14 protein-coding genes are annotated in these 18,979 nt (G+C 60.9%); 6 read left to right on the top strand and 8 right to left on the bottom strand.

Features of this window, described 5'->3' with window-relative positions; genetic code table 11:
- Window positions 1–121: 121 nt before the first annotated feature.
- The 3 genes from QRN59_RS04055 to QRN59_RS04045 all read left to right on the top strand — a co-directional run bounded on the left by QRN59_RS04055 (window position 122) and on the right by QRN59_RS04045 (window position 6,566).
- A complete protein-coding gene (locus tag QRN59_RS04055; RefSeq protein WP_284981225.1) occupies window positions 122–694 on the top strand; it encodes a Swt1 family HEPN domain-containing protein in 573 nt (190 codons plus the stop codon).
- Between the two features lie 8 nt (window positions 695–702).
- Complete coding sequence (locus QRN59_RS04050) at window positions 703–4,017, top strand: DUF4011 domain-containing protein (RefSeq protein WP_284981224.1); 3,315 nt, start codon at window positions 703–705, stop codon at window positions 4,015–4,017.
- 146 nt (window positions 4,018–4,163) lie between these two features.
- Window positions 4,164–6,566 carry a DUF3320 domain-containing protein gene (locus QRN59_RS04045; protein WP_284981223.1) on the top strand — a complete coding sequence of 801 codons (2,403 nt, stop codon included), beginning with the start codon at window positions 4,164–4,166 and terminating at the stop codon, window positions 6,564–6,566.
- A 486-nt stretch (window positions 6,567–7,052) separates the two neighbouring features.
- Here the strand turns inward: QRN59_RS04045 and QRN59_RS04040 are convergent, their stop codons facing one another.
- From QRN59_RS04040 to QRN59_RS04015, 6 genes are all read right to left on the bottom strand, one after another.
- Window positions 7,053–7,649: an Rv1352/Rv1906c domain-containing protein gene (locus QRN59_RS04040; protein WP_284981222.1), complete on the bottom strand. Its 597-nt coding sequence runs from the start codon at window positions 7,647–7,649 to the stop codon at window positions 7,053–7,055.
- A 246-nt stretch (window positions 7,650–7,895) separates the two neighbouring features.
- On the bottom strand, window positions 7,896–8,486 hold the full coding sequence (locus tag QRN59_RS04035; RefSeq protein ID WP_284981221.1) for a hypothetical protein: 591 nt from the start codon (window positions 8,484–8,486) through the stop codon (window positions 7,896–7,898).
- A gap of 229 nt (window positions 8,487–8,715) precedes the next feature.
- Window positions 8,716–12,333: a galactose oxidase-like domain-containing protein gene (locus tag QRN59_RS04030; protein ID WP_284981220.1), complete on the bottom strand. Its 3,618-nt coding sequence runs from the start codon at window positions 12,331–12,333 to the stop codon at window positions 8,716–8,718.
- A gap of 236 nt (window positions 12,334–12,569) precedes the next feature.
- Window positions 12,570–12,935, bottom strand: coding sequence for a hypothetical protein (locus QRN59_RS04025; protein WP_284981219.1), 366 nt, complete (start codon window positions 12,933–12,935; stop codon window positions 12,570–12,572).
- 178 nt (window positions 12,936–13,113) lie between these two features.
- A complete protein-coding gene (locus QRN59_RS04020; protein ID WP_284981218.1) occupies window positions 13,114–13,323 on the bottom strand; it encodes a hypothetical protein in 210 nt (69 codons plus the stop codon).
- A 93-nt stretch (window positions 13,324–13,416) separates the two neighbouring features.
- Complete coding sequence (locus QRN59_RS04015; RefSeq protein ID WP_284981217.1) at window positions 13,417–13,566, bottom strand: hypothetical protein; 150 nt, start codon at window positions 13,564–13,566, stop codon at window positions 13,417–13,419.
- Window positions 13,567–14,238: 672 nt separating this feature from the next.
- Between QRN59_RS04015 and QRN59_RS04010 the strand changes: the two genes are divergently transcribed.
- Together QRN59_RS04010 and QRN59_RS04005 are read left to right on the top strand one after the other, a co-directional pair.
- Entirely contained in the window at window positions 14,239–15,222 is a 984-nt protein-coding gene (locus QRN59_RS04010; protein WP_284981216.1) for a DUF2599 domain-containing protein, read from the top strand.
- An 18-nt stretch (window positions 15,223–15,240) separates the two neighbouring features.
- A complete protein-coding gene (locus QRN59_RS04005) occupies window positions 15,241–15,456 on the top strand; it encodes a hypothetical protein (protein WP_284981215.1) in 216 nt (71 codons plus the stop codon).
- Window positions 15,457–15,950: 494 nt separating this feature from the next.
- On the opposite strand, the gene QRN59_RS04000 is transcribed toward QRN59_RS04005, so the two are convergent.
- Window positions 15,951–16,127 carry a hypothetical protein gene (locus QRN59_RS04000; protein ID WP_284981214.1) on the bottom strand — a complete coding sequence of 59 codons (177 nt, stop codon included), beginning with the start codon at window positions 16,125–16,127 and terminating at the stop codon, window positions 15,951–15,953.
- 1,222 nt (window positions 16,128–17,349) lie between these two features.
- Here QRN59_RS04000 and QRN59_RS03995 point away from each other — a divergent pair.
- Window positions 17,350–17,538 carry a YegP family protein gene (locus QRN59_RS03995; RefSeq protein WP_284981213.1) on the top strand — a complete coding sequence of 63 codons (189 nt, stop codon included), beginning with the start codon at window positions 17,350–17,352 and terminating at the stop codon, window positions 17,536–17,538.
- A 12-nt stretch (window positions 17,539–17,550) separates the two neighbouring features.
- On the opposite strand, the gene QRN59_RS03990 is transcribed toward QRN59_RS03995, so the two are convergent.
- Complete coding sequence (locus QRN59_RS03990; protein ID WP_284981212.1) at window positions 17,551–18,825, bottom strand: MFS transporter; 1,275 nt, start codon at window positions 18,823–18,825, stop codon at window positions 17,551–17,553.
- Between the last annotated feature and the right edge of the window lie 154 nt (window positions 18,826–18,979).

Here is an 18,979-nt window from a genome sequence, read left to right as displayed (position 1 = left end):
AATTGGACAGCTTATTGAGGAGCTGACGGCCCGACGCTCATCCTTTTGGGAGTGATCCAACCAAGGCACTACTCTGAGCTGAGTCAACGGTCGGCAGTGGTGCCGAAGATTGGGGAACACAATGGGGCTTTCGAACCGCGAGTACGTCGGCCGTGCTCTGGACACTTTGGCGGCGAGTCTTGGCCCCTACATCAGTGCCCATCTGAGTACCTTGGCACCAGGAATCTCGTGGACCAAACTTCTTGAGCACAAAGATGCCAGCGCGGGTAAAGCTCCGAAAAGCTATGCAGCTACGGATCTGAGCGTTCAACTGCGCGTCATGACCGAATCTCTCGGCTCGCTCGGTTACCCCTTCAACCCGGGGCACGACGCCCGCAGCTACACCTCCGAACTTCGCCAGATGCGCAACCTCTGGGCCCACAATGAGGCCTTCGACAATGCAGACACCTACCGCGCCCTGGACACGGCGGGCCGGTTAGCTAAGTGCTTGAAACTCGACGACGCTGAGCAAACTGTCTCCGAACTACTTGAGGAATACAAGACCAGGGACAAGGGGGCCGTCGGGAACGGCTCCGAAGCCACCGCCGTCGGAGGCGAAGCGGAAGAGCTCCACGAATCGCCGCCCAGCGAGCTTGCCGAAAACCTCTCAATCAACACCAGATCCTCCTGGAAATTACTGCGGCTGACGCGCTGAGCTACGCAATGGCCCACAACGGTTTCAAGTTCGTCCGGCAGATCAAGATCACCAATCCAGGCACGGAAGTCCGGGGCGCGGTGGTTCGGATAGAGGTTCTGTCCACTGCCGGGAGGATTTCTGAGGACTTCCAACAATACGTTGACCTTGCCGCTGGCCAGAGCGTCGTCCTGGACGACGTGGACGTGTCGGTTTCGCCCAACACCATGTACGAGCTTTCAGACAAGCAATCCGGCAGAGTTGTCGTGACCGTTGGATCCGGCGCCGGAGAGGCCACCACGGAGATCGGCAAGGCGGAGGTCCGCATCGACCTCCTTCCGGCACAACTCTGGATCGCAGGCAACGGGCTGGTCTCATACGAATTCTTGGCGGCTTACGTTCAGCCGCACCACCCCGCAGTCGGCAAGCTTGTCTCCGAGGCAGCAGACCTCCTCTCCGCTGCTACTGGCAATAGCAGCCTTGGCGGCTATACGGAAGGCGCCGATCGCGTCGACGAAATCGTCTTCGCACTTTCCCAAGCTGTTAGCATCAGGAACATCCGCTATAGTTTGCCGCCCACCAACTGGGGAGTCCAGGGGCAGACGGTTCGCACCCCGGAGCAGGTGCTCGAGGATCGGCTCGGTACGTGCCTCGACACCACAATTGTCCTGGCCGCTGCCTTGGAATTCTGCGACATCAAACCACTGCTTTGGCTTGTGGACGGCCACGCGTTCTTGGGATATTGGCGGGAAGAAGGTGTACTGCCTACAGCAGCCTCCGACGACGTTCCTCAACTCGTCAGCCTCGTCCAACGAGGCTACATCGGTCTTATCGAGACCACACTGCTCACGGGTAGCCAGCCCATCACTCTTGCCGCGTTGCGGAACGCGCCCATAGTCAAATACATCGAATCGGGCAACGACGAGATTCAGGCCGTAACGGACATCCGCCGCGCTCGGCTTGACGGCATTTATCCATTGCCGGCCCGGACCACTTCTGAGACTGGGACTCCGGTGGTGACCGCCTACGTTCCCGAAACGAAGGTGGCGCCTGCACTCCCCGAGAAGCAAGGCAATGTCGTCCGTGCCGGTAGCCACGCAAGCGAAATCCCGCCTCGTGTCGCTCAGTGGAAAAACGCGCTCCTGGACCTGAGCTTGCGGAACCGGCTGATCAACTTCACCGACACCGCACGCTTCCCACTTGCCGTACCGAGCTCGTGGATCGGCTCGTTTGAGGACCTTATCAACAACGGCACGCCGATCAGCCTGCTCCCTTCCACTCAGATCAGCGCGGTCCACCAAGAGCGCGGTATCCGCTTTGGCCGTGATCTGCCCCAGGATGAGCTCATCGCATTGCTCAGTTCCAAGAAGGCAGTGTTCGCAGAGGTCAGCGAAGATGCTTACAGCACCAAGATGCGCGGTCTGGCCTACAAAGCCAAGACGCAGCTCGAAGAAACCGGCGCCAACAACCTTTACCTGGCTCTCGGGAGCCTTATGTGGGAACTCGACGGCCGTACCCTCCGTTCGCCGTTGGTCCTTGTACCGGTCAATCTGACTTCTGCAGGGAAGCAGGGGCTCTACCGCGTGACCTTGGACGAAGCTGGCCAGTCCACTCCAAACTACTGCCTGCTTGAGAAGCTTGCTTTGACGCATGGGCTGCGGATTCCTGGGTTGTCCGAGCCGGTTGAGGATGGCTCAGGAATGGATCTCGACGCAGCTTTCAATGCGGTCCGCGAGGCCGTCTCGGCCAAGGGGCTCGCCTTCCGGGTAGAGAATACCGTGGACCTGTCCATGCTCCAGTTCGCCAAGTTCCGGCTCTGGAAGGATCTTGACGAAAACTGGGAACAGTTCGCCAAGAACCAGCTGGTGCACCACCTCATCAGCACCCCCACGGAAGTGTTCCAGGAAGCCGTTACTGTGCGTGACGACGTCGATCTCGACGCACTTGCTGCGCAATGCCCCATTCCGGCTGACTCATCACAGCTTCAAGCAGTCGCGTCGGCGGTGTCCGGGCAGACCTTCGTCCTGGAAGGACCTCCAGGGACGGGGAAATCCCAGACCATCACGAACCTGCTGACGCGCGCGATCGTCGAAGGAAAGCGGGTGTTGTTCGTTGCCGAAAAAAGAGCCGCACTCGAGGTGGTGCAGAAGCGCCTTGACGAGGTAGGAATGGGGCCGTTCTCTCTGGACCTCCACGACAAAGGCAGCAAGCCTGCCGTGGTCCGCGCCCAGATAAAAAAGGCCTTGGAACTCCGACTGGATTCGGATGCCCAGCAGCTCGGAACTGCCTCAACGGACCTGGCCGCCGCCCGCCGGGGTCTCATTCGTTATGCTAGCAACCTGCATGAGGAAAACGGCGCGCATCTCTCCCTTTACAGCGCCCGCACAAAGGCGCTCACCTACGAGCCCGACGATCCAGCGATTCCGCTTGGTACAGACTTCACCGCCTCAGCGAACGATTCCACCCTGGAGCCGGTCCGGAGTGTTCTGCGTGAGCTGCCTGAGTACACCGACCGAGCGCGCCCAGGTAAGGACCATCCGTGGCGGTTTGTCGCGGCTGTCGCCGGACAGGAGCAGACGGACCAGCTGCTGACCATCGGGAGGCGTCTCGACGCGGCGCTCGACGCCGTCCGCCCCGTTGAGGGACTGCCGCAGGTTGTCTTCTCCGCTGTGCAGCCGTCCGACGTCTCGACCCTCGCCGCCCTTTTGAAAGACAGGAGCGTTCCGTTGGAAACGCTCGACGACGTTCGGTCCGGGAACTGGTCTAGCGGTGCCGGCCATCTGGAACAGCTGGTGGCCGCGTTCGCCGCGGTCAATCACCCGGGTCTCGAGCAGGTAGCGCCGGAGGCTATGGACCTTCCACTGCAGGACATCCTGGCACGCGCGGCGCAGGCCGCTGCGACCGGTTTCTTCGGACGGAAAAAGCGACTACTGGCTGTCGCGGCTGAACTGGACAGCGTTGTGCACCCAGGCGCAGGGATTCGGCACAAGGAGCTGGTCCCGCTGCTTGAGAACCTGGTTCGTGCGCAGCAGCAAATCCGGGGACTCCAAAACGAAGCGCAGACCGTGCCTGGCGTCTCCGTGCCGCACTCGTGGAACCCGCTAACAGAAGCCGGGCAGGCGGCGTTGAACCACCGATTGGGTTGGCTGCGCTGGGCGGCCGAGGCAGTAGTTCCGAACAACGGGAAGGGCGATCTCCCGTTCAAGAGGGCACTGCGCACGTTCCTCAACGACGGACCGCCCGTGCACGAAAACATTGTCGGATGGCTGTATGAGCTAGGGCAGGCGTGGGAGGCCTTCACGAAGATCCCGCCGTCCCGGAGTCGGGGCTCAAGAGCTGGGTGAGAGACGTTGGCTTTCTGCAAGTCTGGGCAGACACTCGCGCGAGCCGGCGCTTGGATGCCGACAGTTCGGCCCCGCTGCTGCGCTGGGTTGAGCTTTTAGAGCGCATCGAACCGCTCAGGTCCGTGGGACTGCATGGGGCACGCACTATGATTCTCGACGGTCTTCTGGACGCAGACGGCGCAGCAGCTGCCTTTGAACGCGGGCTCGCCGAGAGCTCTCTCGAAGAACGCAGTCTCGCCACCGGCCTGCAGGACTTTGATTCCCATGCCCACGAACGCAACATCGAGCGGTTCACCTCGCGAGCGGCAACCGTCCGCGAGCTACTGAAACGTAACCTTGCTGCCAAGGTCGTTACCGGAAGGCGGGTGTCGTCGTCGTCGAACTCTGGCCGGATGGGGGAGTTGCAACGTCAGCTGACGCGGCAGCGCGGCGGGATGACCGTCCGCAAGCTCATGGAAAACTACGCCGATCTCGTCACACAAATCATGCCGTGTACCCTGGTCAGCCCCGACTCCGTGGCGCGGTTCTTTCCCGCAAAGGCAGATCTGTTCGACATTGTGGTGTTCGATGAAGCCTCGCAAATACGTGTGGCGGACGCTGTTGGCGCCATGGGCCGGGGTGCCTCCGTGGTGGTCGTGGGGGACAGCAAGCAGATGCCCCCGACCTCCTTCGCCGAATCCTCTAGCGATTCCGTGGATGAGGTCGAGAACGACATCACGGCCGTCGAGGATATGGAATCCATCCTTTCCGAGTGCGTGGAGGCACGGGTACCCCGACAGTGGCTGTCTTGGCATTACAGAAGCCAGGACGAGTCCCTCATCGCCTTCAGCAACCAGCAGTACTACGACAGCAAGCTCTCGTCCTTTCCTGGGCCATCGCACGGGGCGCCGGATCCCGGGCTACGCGGCCACGGCGTCAACTTCGTCCGGGTGGACGGGCAGTTCCACAGGTCTGGGCCGTCGAAGGTGCTTCGCACCAACCCCATCGAGGCCAGGGCCGTAGTGGCGGAGGTCCGGCGGCGCTTCGACGGGGATTCCGTAGGCGCACCGTCGGTCGGTGTGGTGACGTTTAACTTGCAGCAGCGGGCACTTATAGAAGGCTTGCTTCGCGACACAGACGATCCCCGGATCATGAAGGCGTTGGACGAGGACGCTGAAGGCTTGTTCGTGAAGAACCTTGAAAACGTTCAGGGCGACGAAAGGGATGTCATCCTCTTCTCCACAGGCTTCAGCAAGAACGATAAGGGGTACTTGCCTCTGAACTTTGGCCCGCTGAACCGAGCTGGTGGTGAGCGGCGCCTCAACGTGGCCGTGACTCGTGCTCGACAGCAGGTGATCGTGTTCTCGAGTTTCAGCCCTTCAGAGCTGCGGGCCGAGGAGACGAGCTCTGTGGGAATCAAGCATTTGCGTTCTTACCTGGACCTTGCTGAACAAGGCACCGGTGCACTCCCATATGATGGTCGCCGCGCCATTGGGGTGGATTTACATCGCGAGGAAGTTGCCGACGCGCTGCGGGACCGCGGGTTTGTTGTCGCTACGGACATTGGATTGTCCGACTTCAAAGTCGACATCAGCGTCGCGTCCCAAGAGTCCCCGGACCGCCCGGCAATGGCAATCCTTCTTGACAGCCCCGCTTGGGCGGCCCGCCGCACAGCGGGAGACAGAGACGGACTACCGGGGGACGTCCTCACCCGCATGATGCGCTGGCCGTCAGTCCAGAGGGTCTGGCTGCCGGCGTGGATCAAGGATCGGAACGAAGTGCTGGACAAGCTTGAGCAGGCTTTCAAGCAGGCGGACTCTGGTTCCGCTACGTCCCAATCCGAGTCTCTCGGATTGGCGGAGGATGAGCTTGAGCCCTTGAGTGTCCTGACTGTTGCACACTTCCCAGATGATCGGGCAGGTGACCTATTCAGCCAAGAGCAAGCATTGGCTGAAGGGTCGTTGCTGGCTCCTGCAACTCAAATCCTTGGGCAATTCACTGGCACCGACGACCGTCAGCAAGCCGAATTTAAGCCGTGGGACGTGCAACGATTCGGCAACGTCGAGGTTCTGGATAGCTTGCATTCTCGCAGGTCCGTGCAGGCTGTCCGTGAGACGATCCGGGCCATCGTCGAGGCTGAGGGACCGATTCACCGGGAACGGCTGGCCAAGCTTGCCTGCGCCGCGTTCAACCTCAATAAAGTCAGCGCGCAGCGGGCGAAATCGGTATTAGACGTATTGGACAACGACGTCCATCGCTGCGACTCGGACGGTTTCATTTGGGATGCATCTATTGACCGGGACAGCTGGTTCGAATTCCGGACCAACGGGCCTGAAATCGATAGGAAGCCGGAGTACATCAGTATCGTGGAGATTCGCAACGCTATGGTGGACATTGTCCGGCTTTCAGGAGGAGTTTCCATTGATGAGTTGCACCGGGAGACTATACGAACATTCGGCGGAAAACGGCGCACGGCTGGCATCACAGCGCGACTCAACCAGGGGCTCCAACACGGCGTTGACACGGATCAGCTCGAGTTGCGAGACGGCGTTGTCTATGTAGCCGGGTAGCGCTTCGTAGAGTTCGGCCGACGAGACCAAGACGCACAATGAGTGTCGGTGCATGGTCCAAGCCTACGATTATTCAGCAGATCAAGCTGGCGGGGCGTGCCCGAGAGGGTTTGACCTTACCCAGTTTGGACAATGAAGGAGAAGTCTTTTGTCAGGGCACTTACGGAAACAGCGCGTCATTTCCTCGTTTTCGAGATCTGCCGCGGAGAGTCCAGCTCAGGCCTTGGAGTCTGTCCGTAAGGATTTGGAAGCTCAACTGGATGAAGCTCGCCGTGAGGACCCAAGATTTGTGATCACGACGATCTCTCACCACCTCACCGAGTGGAACCGAAAGCCGATGGTGACTGCCGTAGCGACGTTGGACGTTCTTTCGGGGTGACATATATTCCGTAGCCCGCGACTGCCACACCGAGTTAGCCTCTGAATCGGAGAGCCCGAACAGGGGTGGGGAGCCGCGGTCAGCTCCCCACCTGCTGTAGTAATTTTCTACCCGATCTTCGTCCAAGCGGCGCAGCTGGTCGACTCGAACACCTCGCCATTCGCAAGGGTTACCGTGGCCGTACCCTTGACGATGTTGTTGTCTTTAATGCTGGCGTCGCTGCCGGTGCCTGTTTTCCAGGCGTAGTAGCAGCCGACCGAGTTGGTTCCGTCGGGACCCGTTGTTGTGTAGGTGCCGGGCTGCACGTCCCCACCAACAACGTGAAGGCCGCTCTTGATCTGGCTTGCCGCAACCTGCTTCGTCGCATCGCTGAGTTTCTGTTCACGGGAGGCCAGGTCCGCTTCTTTGCTGGCCAAGGTTTTCTCCTTGTCGGCCAACTGTTGCTGCAGGGTCTTCACGCTGGCGGCTGCTGATTGCAACGTGCTGATCTGGGCGTCCTTGTCCGACGCCGCGGCGCGCAGCTTGCTGATGGTTGCATCTCCGCTGGTGATTTTGGCGGTGAGCTCGTCGTTCAGTGCCGCGTATTCTTTCGTCGAACTGACGGCTGGCCGCGTCGCGAAACCGAGTGCTGTCCCGCCGATGAGCCCGGCGATAAGCGCGATGGGCACCACCACCCGAGCCCATCGGGGGACCTGTTTGAACATTCTGGGAAAGAAGGCACTTTGGTGGCCGGCCGGCGTCGTGCCCTCCGCGGGGGTGCTTACCTGCGGCGCCCGCGTTGGCATTTCCGGTGCTGCGGATGGTTCGCGTAGGTCCGGACCAGGCGCGGGTTCAGATGGTGTGTTCATTATCTTTCATCCCCATTCATGATTCTTGAGTCAGTGCGCTATGCGGGCTCCGGTGCCCTAGCCGTTGGGGCTAGTGCACCGGAGCCTGCGATCAAATAGCCGCTACTTGCTGCTGCCGGTGCAGCTTGCCATGGCAGTGGTTCCCGAGCCGCTGTTCTTCGAAACGCTTTGGCCGTCGACCAGGATTTCGCAGGTGACGTTGGTCGGGCTCGTGTAATCACCCGTGACGATCAAAGAGCTCAGGTTGAACCCCTTTGCGGTGACGTCCTTTTTCCAGTTGGCCGTTATGTCTTCGTTGGAGGTGCCTCCATCGGTCCAGTAGGAGACATGAGCTTTGCCGCTAACTGTGACGACGTACTCAATCTTGTGCTCCTTGTTCACCGAGTCAGTGACGCTCTGTGCAGCGGCAGCGATGATGGCGGTGACGATGATGGCGACGATCACTGAGAGAACGCCCAAGATAAGTCCGGCAGCAGAGGTTCCCTTCTTGGAGAACTTACGGGTCAACCCAATGACACCGAAGATGATGGCAAGAGGGCCAAGGAGGAAGGCAATGAAGCCAGCGATCGGGATGATCGAGAAGACGATGGCGAGAATACCCAGAACGAGGGCGGCGGTGCCGAAGCCGCTACCCTTCGAGGGCGCGGGGGCAGCAGGTGCCGGCTGGGCGTACGGTGCGAGTGGTTCGGTCATGATCGGTCCTTCGGGTTGAGCGATTCGGAGACAATGCAGGGCCGCGAGTGCGAAAGCGTTGAAATTACCCCTGCTCTTACTCTCGGCAGCTTGCTGTGCTCACGTTAGGATCGGGGTCGGACATTCTAGGGGAGATTCTTGAAAACGCCAGTCAACTCCCTGTTTACCCACCAAGACGAGGTTTCTCGAACGGAAATACTCAAGCCGTCATTGGGCAAAGCTCGAGAATCTATGGGGCGGCCAGGATTTCGATGAGAGCCAGGTCCCAGCGATCAGTGGTGGGGGAGGTGTCGTTGATGGTGACCACGGTGCCGCTGGTGGCTGTTGGTCCGGTTTGGCGCTGCAGCCAATAGGTATCGCCGGCTGGGGGGAAGTATTGGTCAACCAGGGTCTGGGCCGGCCCGACGGTTCGGGCCAGCGGAGCGTTCCAGTCAGTTCCAACGCCCCAGACCCAAGAGCCAGCACGGGTGGTGGTGAGGCTGGCGCTCGGCGCTCCGGTGGCGGCGCTGCCTCCGGCTGTGGCGCCCTGGGCGGTGTCGGCATTGTTGAACGCCACCACAGTCATGGCTGACTGCCACGAGCCCGAGTTCTGAGTTGCCGTAATGGTGGCATTGGTGAGCGGGGCAGGTGCCACTGCCTGCCATATTTCGGCTGTGCCGGCCTGGGCATTGGTCCGCTGGCGGAGCGTCCAGGACAGGCCGGCGCCGCTGACCGATCGAATGGATGCGGTCCCTCCGCTGCTGGGACCGTCAGAGCTGATAAGGGCAAGTATTAGCTGGTTGCTTCCGGTGGTTGTGAAACCGGAAGCGCTGACTGTGGCGGCGTTGGTGCCCTGATGAGCGGTTACGAGCTTGTCGATGGTGATGGTCCGCGCGCCGGACGCTGTAGCCGTGGCGGTGTTCGAGGGAGGACTGACATTGCCGGCCGCATCCTGCGCGGTGACGGTGTAGCTGTAGGTGGTGCCTGCGATGACCGTTCCGTCGACGAACGAGGTGCTTGTGGCGGTGCCAATGGGTGCCCCGTTACGGGAAATGTTGTAGCGGGCGACGCCGACGTTGTCGGTGCTGGCGTTCCAGGCCAAGGAGATTTGGCCTGAACCGGCGACGGCTGTGAGGTTTGTGGGGGCGGTCGGCGCGGTCGTATCGGCTGACACCACGGCTTGGGATTCATTCGAGGATGGACTCAGGTTCGAGGCTGCGTCTTCCGCTTTCACTTGGTAATAGTAGGTACCAACAGCTACGCCCGCGTCATGGTAGGTGGTGGTTGATCCGCTTACCTGCGTGATTTGGTTGGCTGGCCCAGGCGTGAAACCCGGCGTTGCCGAGCGGTAGATGTCATATTTGGCGACGCCGACGTTGTCTGTCGATGCGGTCCAGCCCAAGTCCACCTGACCGACACCGCCGACCGCCGACAGGTTGGAAGGGGCGGTGGGGGCGACTGTGTCCTCGAACGGAGCGGGGAAGCGGACCATGGATGCCATCGAAGGGACACCGTTGCCGTCGATGATGGAAAGCATGTAATAGCCCGGCGGGGCGTAGTTGCCGTTTGACGGCATTTGAACGTTCAGTCCGCCGGAAGTTTGGGAGAAGGACAGCGATAACGCGCGGGTGTTTTGATCGAAGGAGTGGGTCACCGAACCGGTGCGGATAAGGGAGACAGACCGTATATCTGTTGCGTTGGGGGTCTGGACAAAGGTACTGGCGTTGTATTGGACGGTGGCCGGAACTGAACCCATCGTCGGACGGGCACCCTTGAAGAGGTATGCGGGTGAGTAGATCTGATAGCTCTTTTGGTCCGTCACGCCCGTGTCACCACCGCCGCCCGAGACGAAGACCCTGCCGTCGGGCAGAAGCAGTGCCGTGGAGTGGTAGAGGCGTGGTGCTGTCAACGCTGCCACCGTTGTCCACGTGCCCGTCGCAGGATTCCAGATTTCGGCTGGTTTGACGGCGTTGGTGTCGTCGTGGCCGGACCTGTCGGTGCCGCCTCCCGTGGCCAGGACCGTACCATCGGGCAGGTTGGTCAGGTTTACGAAGCTGCGGGGATACTGCATTGACGCCGTCGGCTCCCACATCGGGTTCGGAAGGTTCATGTCAAGGGTGAATGCAGTGTTTGAGGACAAGCCTGAGAATCCACCATCCGAGGAAGACCCGGCCTTCATGAATTTGCCGGGGGCGTAGTTGGTGATGGACGCTCCATCAATCACGCGGCTGTCAATGGTGCTCCACTGTTGTGTTGCCACGTTGAGAGCGAGCGTGGACGTCGCCTGCTCAGAAGCACCGGCCTGAAGCACCCGCCCGTCGGGGAGCTGGTACATGAAGGGGTAATACGGGATGTTTTTGGAAGCCGTGGCCAGGTCGCTCCACGCATTCTGCTGGGAGTCATAGATCTCGGGAACCTGGATGAGGTCGGTGGAACTGGTGTTCGCCCCGGAAGTCACCAGTACCCGACCATCGCCCAGGGTGGTGCCGGTGGGGTACCACCGGGGGTAGTGCATCGGCGCGAGCACCTGCCAAGCCTCGGTGCCCGGGTTGAAAGCGTCGACATTTCGAATACCCAGTCCGCCGCTGGTAGCTGTTCCGCCGACAACCAGGATCCGCCCGTCGGGAAGCACCGCCTGCCCGGAGCAGAACAGATCTACGGCAGCGTTCGGCACCTGGATATAGCTGCCCGTAACCGGGTCCAGGAGATACTGCTGGCCTCCCTGCGTGAAGTCACCTTGGTACGTCAGGACCTTGCCCGTATTGGTCAGGGCCGCATGGATGGAAACCTCGGGCCAGGCCAGGACTGGTCCCCACGAACCGACGACGGCGGGGTCGCCGCCGGAGTTGCTCACAGTAACACTCACTGGACTGGCAGTCGCGGTGTTGCCGGCAGCGTCCCGGGCGACGGCCGAGAGTGTGTGGCTGCCGTTGCCGACGGCGGTGGTATCCCACTGAACCGAGTAGGGCGCCGCCGTGGCCTCTGCCGATAGATTGGCGCCGTCGAGCTTGAACTGGACACCGACAACGCCCTGATTGTCGCTTGCGTTCGCAGTGACGGCTATCGTGCCGGTGACCGTGGAACCATCGGCCGGACCAGTGAGACTGACGGTGGGAGGAGTCGTGTCCGACGTTCCCGCGGGCAGGATCTCGATTGTCGACAGATTCCACATGTCCGTGGTGGGAGCGGTGTCGTTGATCGTTACGGACTGTGGCGCTGTGGATGTGCCGGGGGTGGACTGGCGTTGTGTCCAGAATGTATCACCGCTGCTGGCAAGAAACTCATCGACCTTGGTTTGGCCGGTCCCGACGGTGTGGGTCGCGGCCGTGCTCCAGTCATTGCCGACACCCCAGACCCAGGAGCCGGTGCGGGTTGTCGTGAGTGTGACGGCGGGAGCCCCGGTTGCTCCGCTGGCCCCCGCGACCGCTCCGTCGGCGGTGGTGTCCGCGCCAGTGAAAGTGGCGACTGTTATCGAAGCCTGGTACGAACCGGTGTGCGTGGCCGTCACAGCCGCGTTGGTGAGGATGCCGCTCGCCGCGGCCTGCCAGACTTCAGCCGTGCCGTATTGAACGTTGGTCCGCTTACGCAGGCGCCAGGTGAGCCCGCCACCGGTGACCGAGGTGAACTGCTGGGACCCGGTGGCTGCGGGGCCATCCGCGGTGACGAATGCAAGAAGTAGCTCCCCTGATTGGTTGGTGGTAAAGGTTGGTGAAACGACGGTCGTAGAAGGGGACGACTGGTGCGTGCTGACTACTTTGTCTGTCGCCAAACCGCCGGCGGCGCTGGCTGGCAGAGAGAACAGGGGCACGAAACCGAGGGCGGCAACTGTAGCGATAGAGACTAAGCGCGCAAACACGTTCCGCCGCATGACTTCCCCTGGTTTTCTCGCAGTGAACATTCGGCACGGAACCCTGACCGCCGCGTAACTTAGGTGCGCGGCCCGGAAAGCTCCGGTCTGAATCACCCCACAGGAGACCGAGCGTAGCCGGTTCGAAGTCGCGACATCACGAGTGGTGACCACCTGTTAGGGCTTCTGACGCACTCCTAAGCACTTCCCGTCGGCCAGTAGCAAGAGTCGGGTGACAAGCGGCTAAGTGCGCTTGTTCACTTAGCCGCAATTTGATCTTGGATTGTTGATACGACCTCTTGGGGATGGGCGGTTGAGATGATCCATCGGCGGTTGTTTGTCTCCAAAGCGACCGCAGGCCCTCCAACCAGCAAGCCTCGGGTGTTTTTGCCCATGATCCGGTAGCCATATCCGTCAGAAAGGGATGTATCCGGGGCCGTCGTTATGGCCAAAACGTCGGAGATCGACACTTCGGTTGAATAGAACGGCGCGCAGCGCAGGACGATTTTCTTCTCATCTATTGCGATGGAGACGGTCATCCGAACAATCAGGCAGGTCAAGGCGGCGATGCCGGCGACCATGAGGAGCCCGGGCAATACGATGCCCGAGACCAGAGCAGGCACGACCACGACCATCACTCAGGCGCCGACAATTCCCCAGATCAAGCCTTTGGAACTACTTGGCAGCCGGGCCTCTGATATCACCATGCTTCACCCAATTCCGTGTCTTGCCTGGACCTGGCTCTCTAGGACCTTTTGCAGGCCTTCCGCGTGCCCGCTGCCGCGCTTGGGCGTAGATAATTCAGGCAATTGAGCCTGCAAACGGCGACACAATGATCGCGAGGGCAATCGCCACTTTGGTTGGAGCGGGAATCCATTTTGATGCCTTAAGTGATGCAAGCGCGACGACTACCAACACTAAATAGACGACGCCCAAAACAGGCGTAGCCCAGGCGTCGCTGCCGACTGGGTTATCCGGATCAGTTGGGCGCACCACGACCGACAGGTTCACGCATACCGCTTTCTTCAGAAGTTACCGTCTTGGCGCCCACTCTTCCGACGCGGAGTGGGGATAAGCTTCGGACCACACACTCGTTCCCGGTGATCACTTTGCCTGCTTCTTGTAGACAAACCATGTCGGAAGACTCGCCCCCGACGCCGCCAGGGATAGCGCCCAAGTGGCCCGATCGCCGACGAATGAAATGATGGCAACGATCAAGAGCATTGCGGCCGCGGTGAGAGTTAGAACTTTCATCAACAGCAAATAAGCCCCACCGAGGGCGTCTCCGTGTGCGATGTACCGAATCTCAGTGTGATTTCACCAAAAATCCGTGTGAAAACAGCCAATCTCAGTGGTCGCAGGGTACCTTCTCCGTGGAGCCGATGCGCCGGCGCTTCGTCCAACCGCCAACCCTCCGCGTAGCGGCTTGTAAAGGAGGCCGTGTGCCTTCAACCGGAGCAGGTGCTCGAACCGCTGGGCTCCAGCGCCAGGTTGGGCTTCACCAACGAATTCTGCGCGGAATCGAAGGACACAAAAGCCCCCAACAGCGCGAATATTCAACAACGACGATACCTGCGGGGTGCGGGCGTAGCTTTCGATCGGCAGCGACAGAAACGCGCCATTCGAGCGGTGACGATGCTAGCTGCAGCGGGATGGGCAGCCGTCTACGTGTTTCGGTCTTGAACACGTAGACGCTCCTTTTGTGACACGTAGATGGCGCCTTTATTACACGTAGATTGGCCGTTTTTGCACGGATTTTTCGTTGTCTCACCACTTAGATGGCAAATCCGGCCATAGCCTTTTTACGGCGAACTGGGCGGCCCTTGTGTCACCCAATTGCTGGAATGAAGTGGTTGCTACAGCAAGCTCGCACCTGAAGGGGCGCGAACCGGACATTCCCGCCGCACAACAAAATCTGGAGGAAACGTGAAAATTAGTTCAGTATCCTTAGTTTTTTCGGTCTCAGTCGCTGCAATACTTTCTCTGTCAACTATTTCGCCCGGCGTGGCGGCCGAGAGCGCTCCACCGACAAATCCGGCAATCCGCGCCATCGAAAATTCGGCACCGGGGTTCATTCCGCCGGCCAACGTGCGAAGATCTGCAGATTTGACCACCTCGCAGGCCAGGGCCCGCGGCGGGAACGCATCGAACGAGCTTCCCACGAATTCCGGTGATCCCGTGGCAGTCCAGAGTTCAAGTGGGACCGTGATTAGGTTTGGGCTTCCCTTCAATGAAAAGGCCGTTGAGGGCAAGAAGCAGTCGAACGGGACAGTCGTTTTTGATAATGAGAACGGAACGAGTACCGTGCTGGTGCCTAAGGAAGGAAGGAGCGTTGCCGCAGTGATCGTCCTTTCCAGTAACTCCTCTCCGACCCGTTTCAACTACAACCTTTCGGTTCCTCTAGGCGGTACCGCAACCCTAAACAGCCGAGGTTCCGTCGAAATCTTCGATGCCAAGGGCGATTTCTCGGGCGTAATTGCCCCTGCTTGGGCAAAGGATTCCAGTGGCAAGGTCGTGGCCACTCATTACGAGCTAAATGGTCCCACTCTCACCCAAGTTGTAGACCACACGTCCCAGTCGTACGCGTACCCAATCGTGGCGGATCCATGGCTAGGAATCGACTTGATTGACAGATTTAGCTGGGACGGAAACAACATCAAGGTTCACGTAACCCCTATGATGGGCTTCGTGAACGAGGCTGTCGCCGCTGGCCCAGGCTGGGACGAGCTGAAGACCAAGACCCGTAACCGGGTGAATCAGGCTACCCTCCATCAGCAGTGGGTTTGTCATGCCTTAGGAAAGTTCGTGATTTTCTTCGAGCCGCCACCCAACAATACTTGGGATCTGGAGGGTTGGCGCCGAGTTGTGACCAACCCGGTTGACTTCATCACGTACCGGTGCAATTGGTAGTACGGAAGTAAGGACGAAATGAGTAACCGAACAGCCCCCATCATCATTGGTGCGTTTGGTCTTGTAGTCTTTTCCGTCGTGTCCGTGATGTGGACAGTACGGACATTTGAGATTGACGCTGCCAATCTGACAGAGGCCACCCCACCACTGCAGGCGGCCCTCTGGCTGGGGAGCATCCTGGTGATTGCCGGATCCATTACTTGGCTCATTGTGCTCAGAAGACGGGCACCTTAGGAGTAGCAGCCACTCGATCATTTCATCGACGAGCGCGGGTTCGCGGCTTTCGATCGCGGCGGCGGCAATGCAGGCGTCAATCTCGCGCCTCATGCGCTGGCCGAACCCGGGCTCGACTGTTGCTAGGCGTTCGGGGAGGTCGTAGGTGAAGGTGAGCTCTCCGTCGTCGGCCTCTTCCAGCGCGCCGTGAAGCCGGATGCCTGGCGGCCGAGCATAGGGAGGTGGATGTCGCGGTCACCGTCGTCCGCCACAACCCGTGTCGGTTCGTCGAGCGCCTGAAGTCCCCGTCCAGGACTTACTGACCCGCCTGGACGAACCTATTCACTTCTTGCCGGGAACGAGAGGACTCCTGGTTTGATAGCACGGATCACGAACAGGAAGGTGAAAATGTTCCGAATCCGGCGCATGTAACCCACCGAACGACGAAACTGGACGCCTCGACGGCTCCGAGGGCCGCTTTGTCGCGGCCGAACAGCTCCTCTGGCGAACTATCCTTACCAGCAGGATTGGCTTGGCCAGCCTGCGGTGATGGTCCTTGCCCGGTAGAGCAGGCTGTTGGTGGCGCTCAGTGCGACGGCGGGTTTGCCTCTTTGCCAGTCGATGGCGCCACGGAGAGCGGCCTTGACCGGCTTTTCCTGAGCGGTGACGGTGAATCGCCGGGACCCCAACAAAGATGTACTCAAACGCGATGACCGGCTATCCGGTCCACAGCTGTCCAAGCAACTCGCGAAGGTGGCTAATAAAAATCATGGCAACACCCAAGAGTGCGATTGCAAGCGTCAGCAAGCCGCTCCAGCCGTGAAGCATCACATGGCTCTGCGGTGATCATTTCGCGGCTCCTATGCCACCGTGGAGGCAATAGACATTGGGTGTTTGCGGCATTCTGAACGCTCGCCAGCGACGGAGGAACGTTGAACAGATCAGTAACCAGGGGATTATTATTCGGGGCAGGATTCGGATGCGCCTATGTGTTGGTGGTTCTTCTGTTGAGCGGGCCCGGCGGCCCCGGGGTGGCGATACTCAGCGGGCTCGGCGGCGCGATGGTGGGTGCCGTCTCCGGTTGCGTCATTGCCGTATTGACCTTTTGGGTGTGTCGCCTGACCAGGATTCGGCGTGACCATGAAAAGGCCGCGGCCGCCGGTATAGCCGGGGTTTCGACTTTGCTGATCTTTATGGCCTTGGCTTCGGCATCGGATTCAAGGTGGCCGTGGTGGACGGACCTTGTTTCGGCGGGTGCCGCAGCTGTTATTGGCGGATTGGCGTGGCCTCGGACGAAAATTGTGAGGCTCCGCGACTGAACCAGGCAGGGACGGAACGCCACCGCTCGGGTGCCGGGCGGCGTCGTACATCTGAACCACGGCGTCAGTGCCCCACAATCCGGCCGTTCCTCGAAGTGCGGTGCGAGACGGGCGCAGGATGTCTGCGGCGATCGGCTCCCCCCTGCCTCTCGGAGCGGCGTCATCTGGCGGAATTGATTGGCGTGACGCATCTCACTTTCTATATGCTGGATTCAGTCAAGCAGCTGGCTTCCCCGACGTAGTCCGAGGAGTCAGCCATGGCACCGATCCGCCCCACACCGACCCACCTTCATGGTCCGGGTGGTTCCCTCTCCCGGCAAAGTGCGGTCCAACAACTGTTTCGGAGATGGCCGCTTGTGCCCTCCCGCGAATTGGAACGCATCCGCCGAGTGCTTCTGCACTGCGATGAACTAGGCCATCCGGCCGCTACCCACCACCTGTCCGAACCAGCCCAGGCGCTGCTGGATCTCGTGACGGTCGAACTGCAGCGGCGCCGCGAACCAGGAAAACAACCACCACTTAGCCATAGCCCGGGGTCCGGAGTTCGCCGACTGCCCCAACGTCTTCCCGCACATCATCGGGGAGGATTGTTCTGATGGCCGGACACTTTGAAGTGTTCACTGACAACGGAGGCAGCTGCAGGGTCAGGCTGGTTGACGAGTTCGGCACGGAGCTCGCGGTGTCCGGCCCCTTCCACGACCAGGACGCCGTAGTCCGTGGGATCTACAAACTCCGGGAAATTGCAGCGAGCGGCCTCATCGAGGTCCACACGTCCACATTCTGAACGGTTCCAGGTTTACAGCGACGAGCCAACGCACTCGCGGGATTCCTCGGATGGCTCCTCGCCAGGGTTCGCGCTCGCCCGCGATGCTCGGCGCTGCCTCGCCGCCAGCATACCGAGCGAGACGATAGTCAGGGCTGCGATCGCCGCTCCGACTGCCGGTGGCCCGGTTTCTCCTGCCGCGGAGCTGAGGGCCAGGCCCGCCGCCCACGAGCCGGCGGCAATGCCGAAGTTGAATGAAGCTGTGGTCAGCGCGGACGCAAGCGTCGGGGCCTTCCCGGCGAACTTGACCGCCAGCGCGAACGCCACGGGATTCACCACGAACCCCGCAAAGCCTGCCAGGGTGATCAGGATGACGACAGGCAGGGCCTGCTCCGAAAACACGCACAATGCGAGCAGGAAAACCGTGGCCGCGACGGAAGCTGTGATGGTGGTGGCGTACGGCCGGTGGTCTCCAAGCCTCCCTCCCGTGTAGTTGCCCAGGAGCGCGCCCACGCCGAAGCAGCACAGCACCCACGGCAGCATCGCAGCCGGGACGCCGGCCCGGTCCGTCAGCAAGGGCGCAATATAGCTGTAGGTCGCCAGGACGCCTCCCATGATCAAGGCACAGGAGGCCAGCGCCAGCCACAATCGTCCGGACCGGAGCGCCGCGAACTCCGACCTCAGGGACGGAGTCGCCCCGGTGGGCTCTTCGTGCGGGACGAAGCGGACGATAAACACCGCGGCAGCGGCCGCGAGGATGGCCAAGGCCCAGAAAGGAGCCCGCCAGCCGGCGATCTGGCCCGCGAACGCCCCGAGTGGGACGCCAACCACTGTCGCCAGGCTTCCTCCACCCATGACGACGCCGAGCGCGCGCGATCCGGCCGCGGGGCCAGCCGCTCGGGTCGCCACCACGACGGCGACGGACCAGAAGGCGCCGGTGGCACAGGCTGTGACAAAACGGGCCGCGAAGATGACTTCGAAGCTCGGGCTGACGGCGACCAGGACATGACCGACCGCGAACAGCAGGAGCGAGAGCATCAGGGTGAGCCGACGCTGGAGGCGCAGGGTCAGGATGATCATCGCCGGCGATCCGATGATCATCCCGACGGCGAAGATGGTGATGAGGAGGCCCGCGTGCGGAACACTGACCCGGAGGTCGCTGGCGAGTTCGGGCAGCAAACCCGCGATGAAGAACTCGGTTGTCTGCATCAGGAATGTTCCGGCGGTGAGAACGAACACCACCGGCGGCAGTCCGCCGCGTGAACGCACGGCGCTTTTCAACCTGGCCGCTTTGAGATCTGTTGACATGCTTTGAGGCACCACTTTCTTGGGGAACACAGAAGGCAACGCCTGAGGCGTGCTGGGGATGGGGGAGGGGGGCGAATTCACGGTATCGGAGTCGAAGCGCACACTGAGAGGCCCCCTTAGAACCCCTCACCCGGGCCCAAAAGGGGCCCCGGCA

The sequence above is a fragment of the Arthrobacter sp. efr-133-TYG-118 genome, from assembly GCF_030209755.1.
GTDB lineage: Bacteria > Actinomycetota > Actinomycetes > Actinomycetales > Micrococcaceae > Arthrobacter.
The sequence above is the reverse complement of the archived record's forward strand: the minus strand, read 5'-3'. Positions and strand labels throughout refer to the sequence as shown.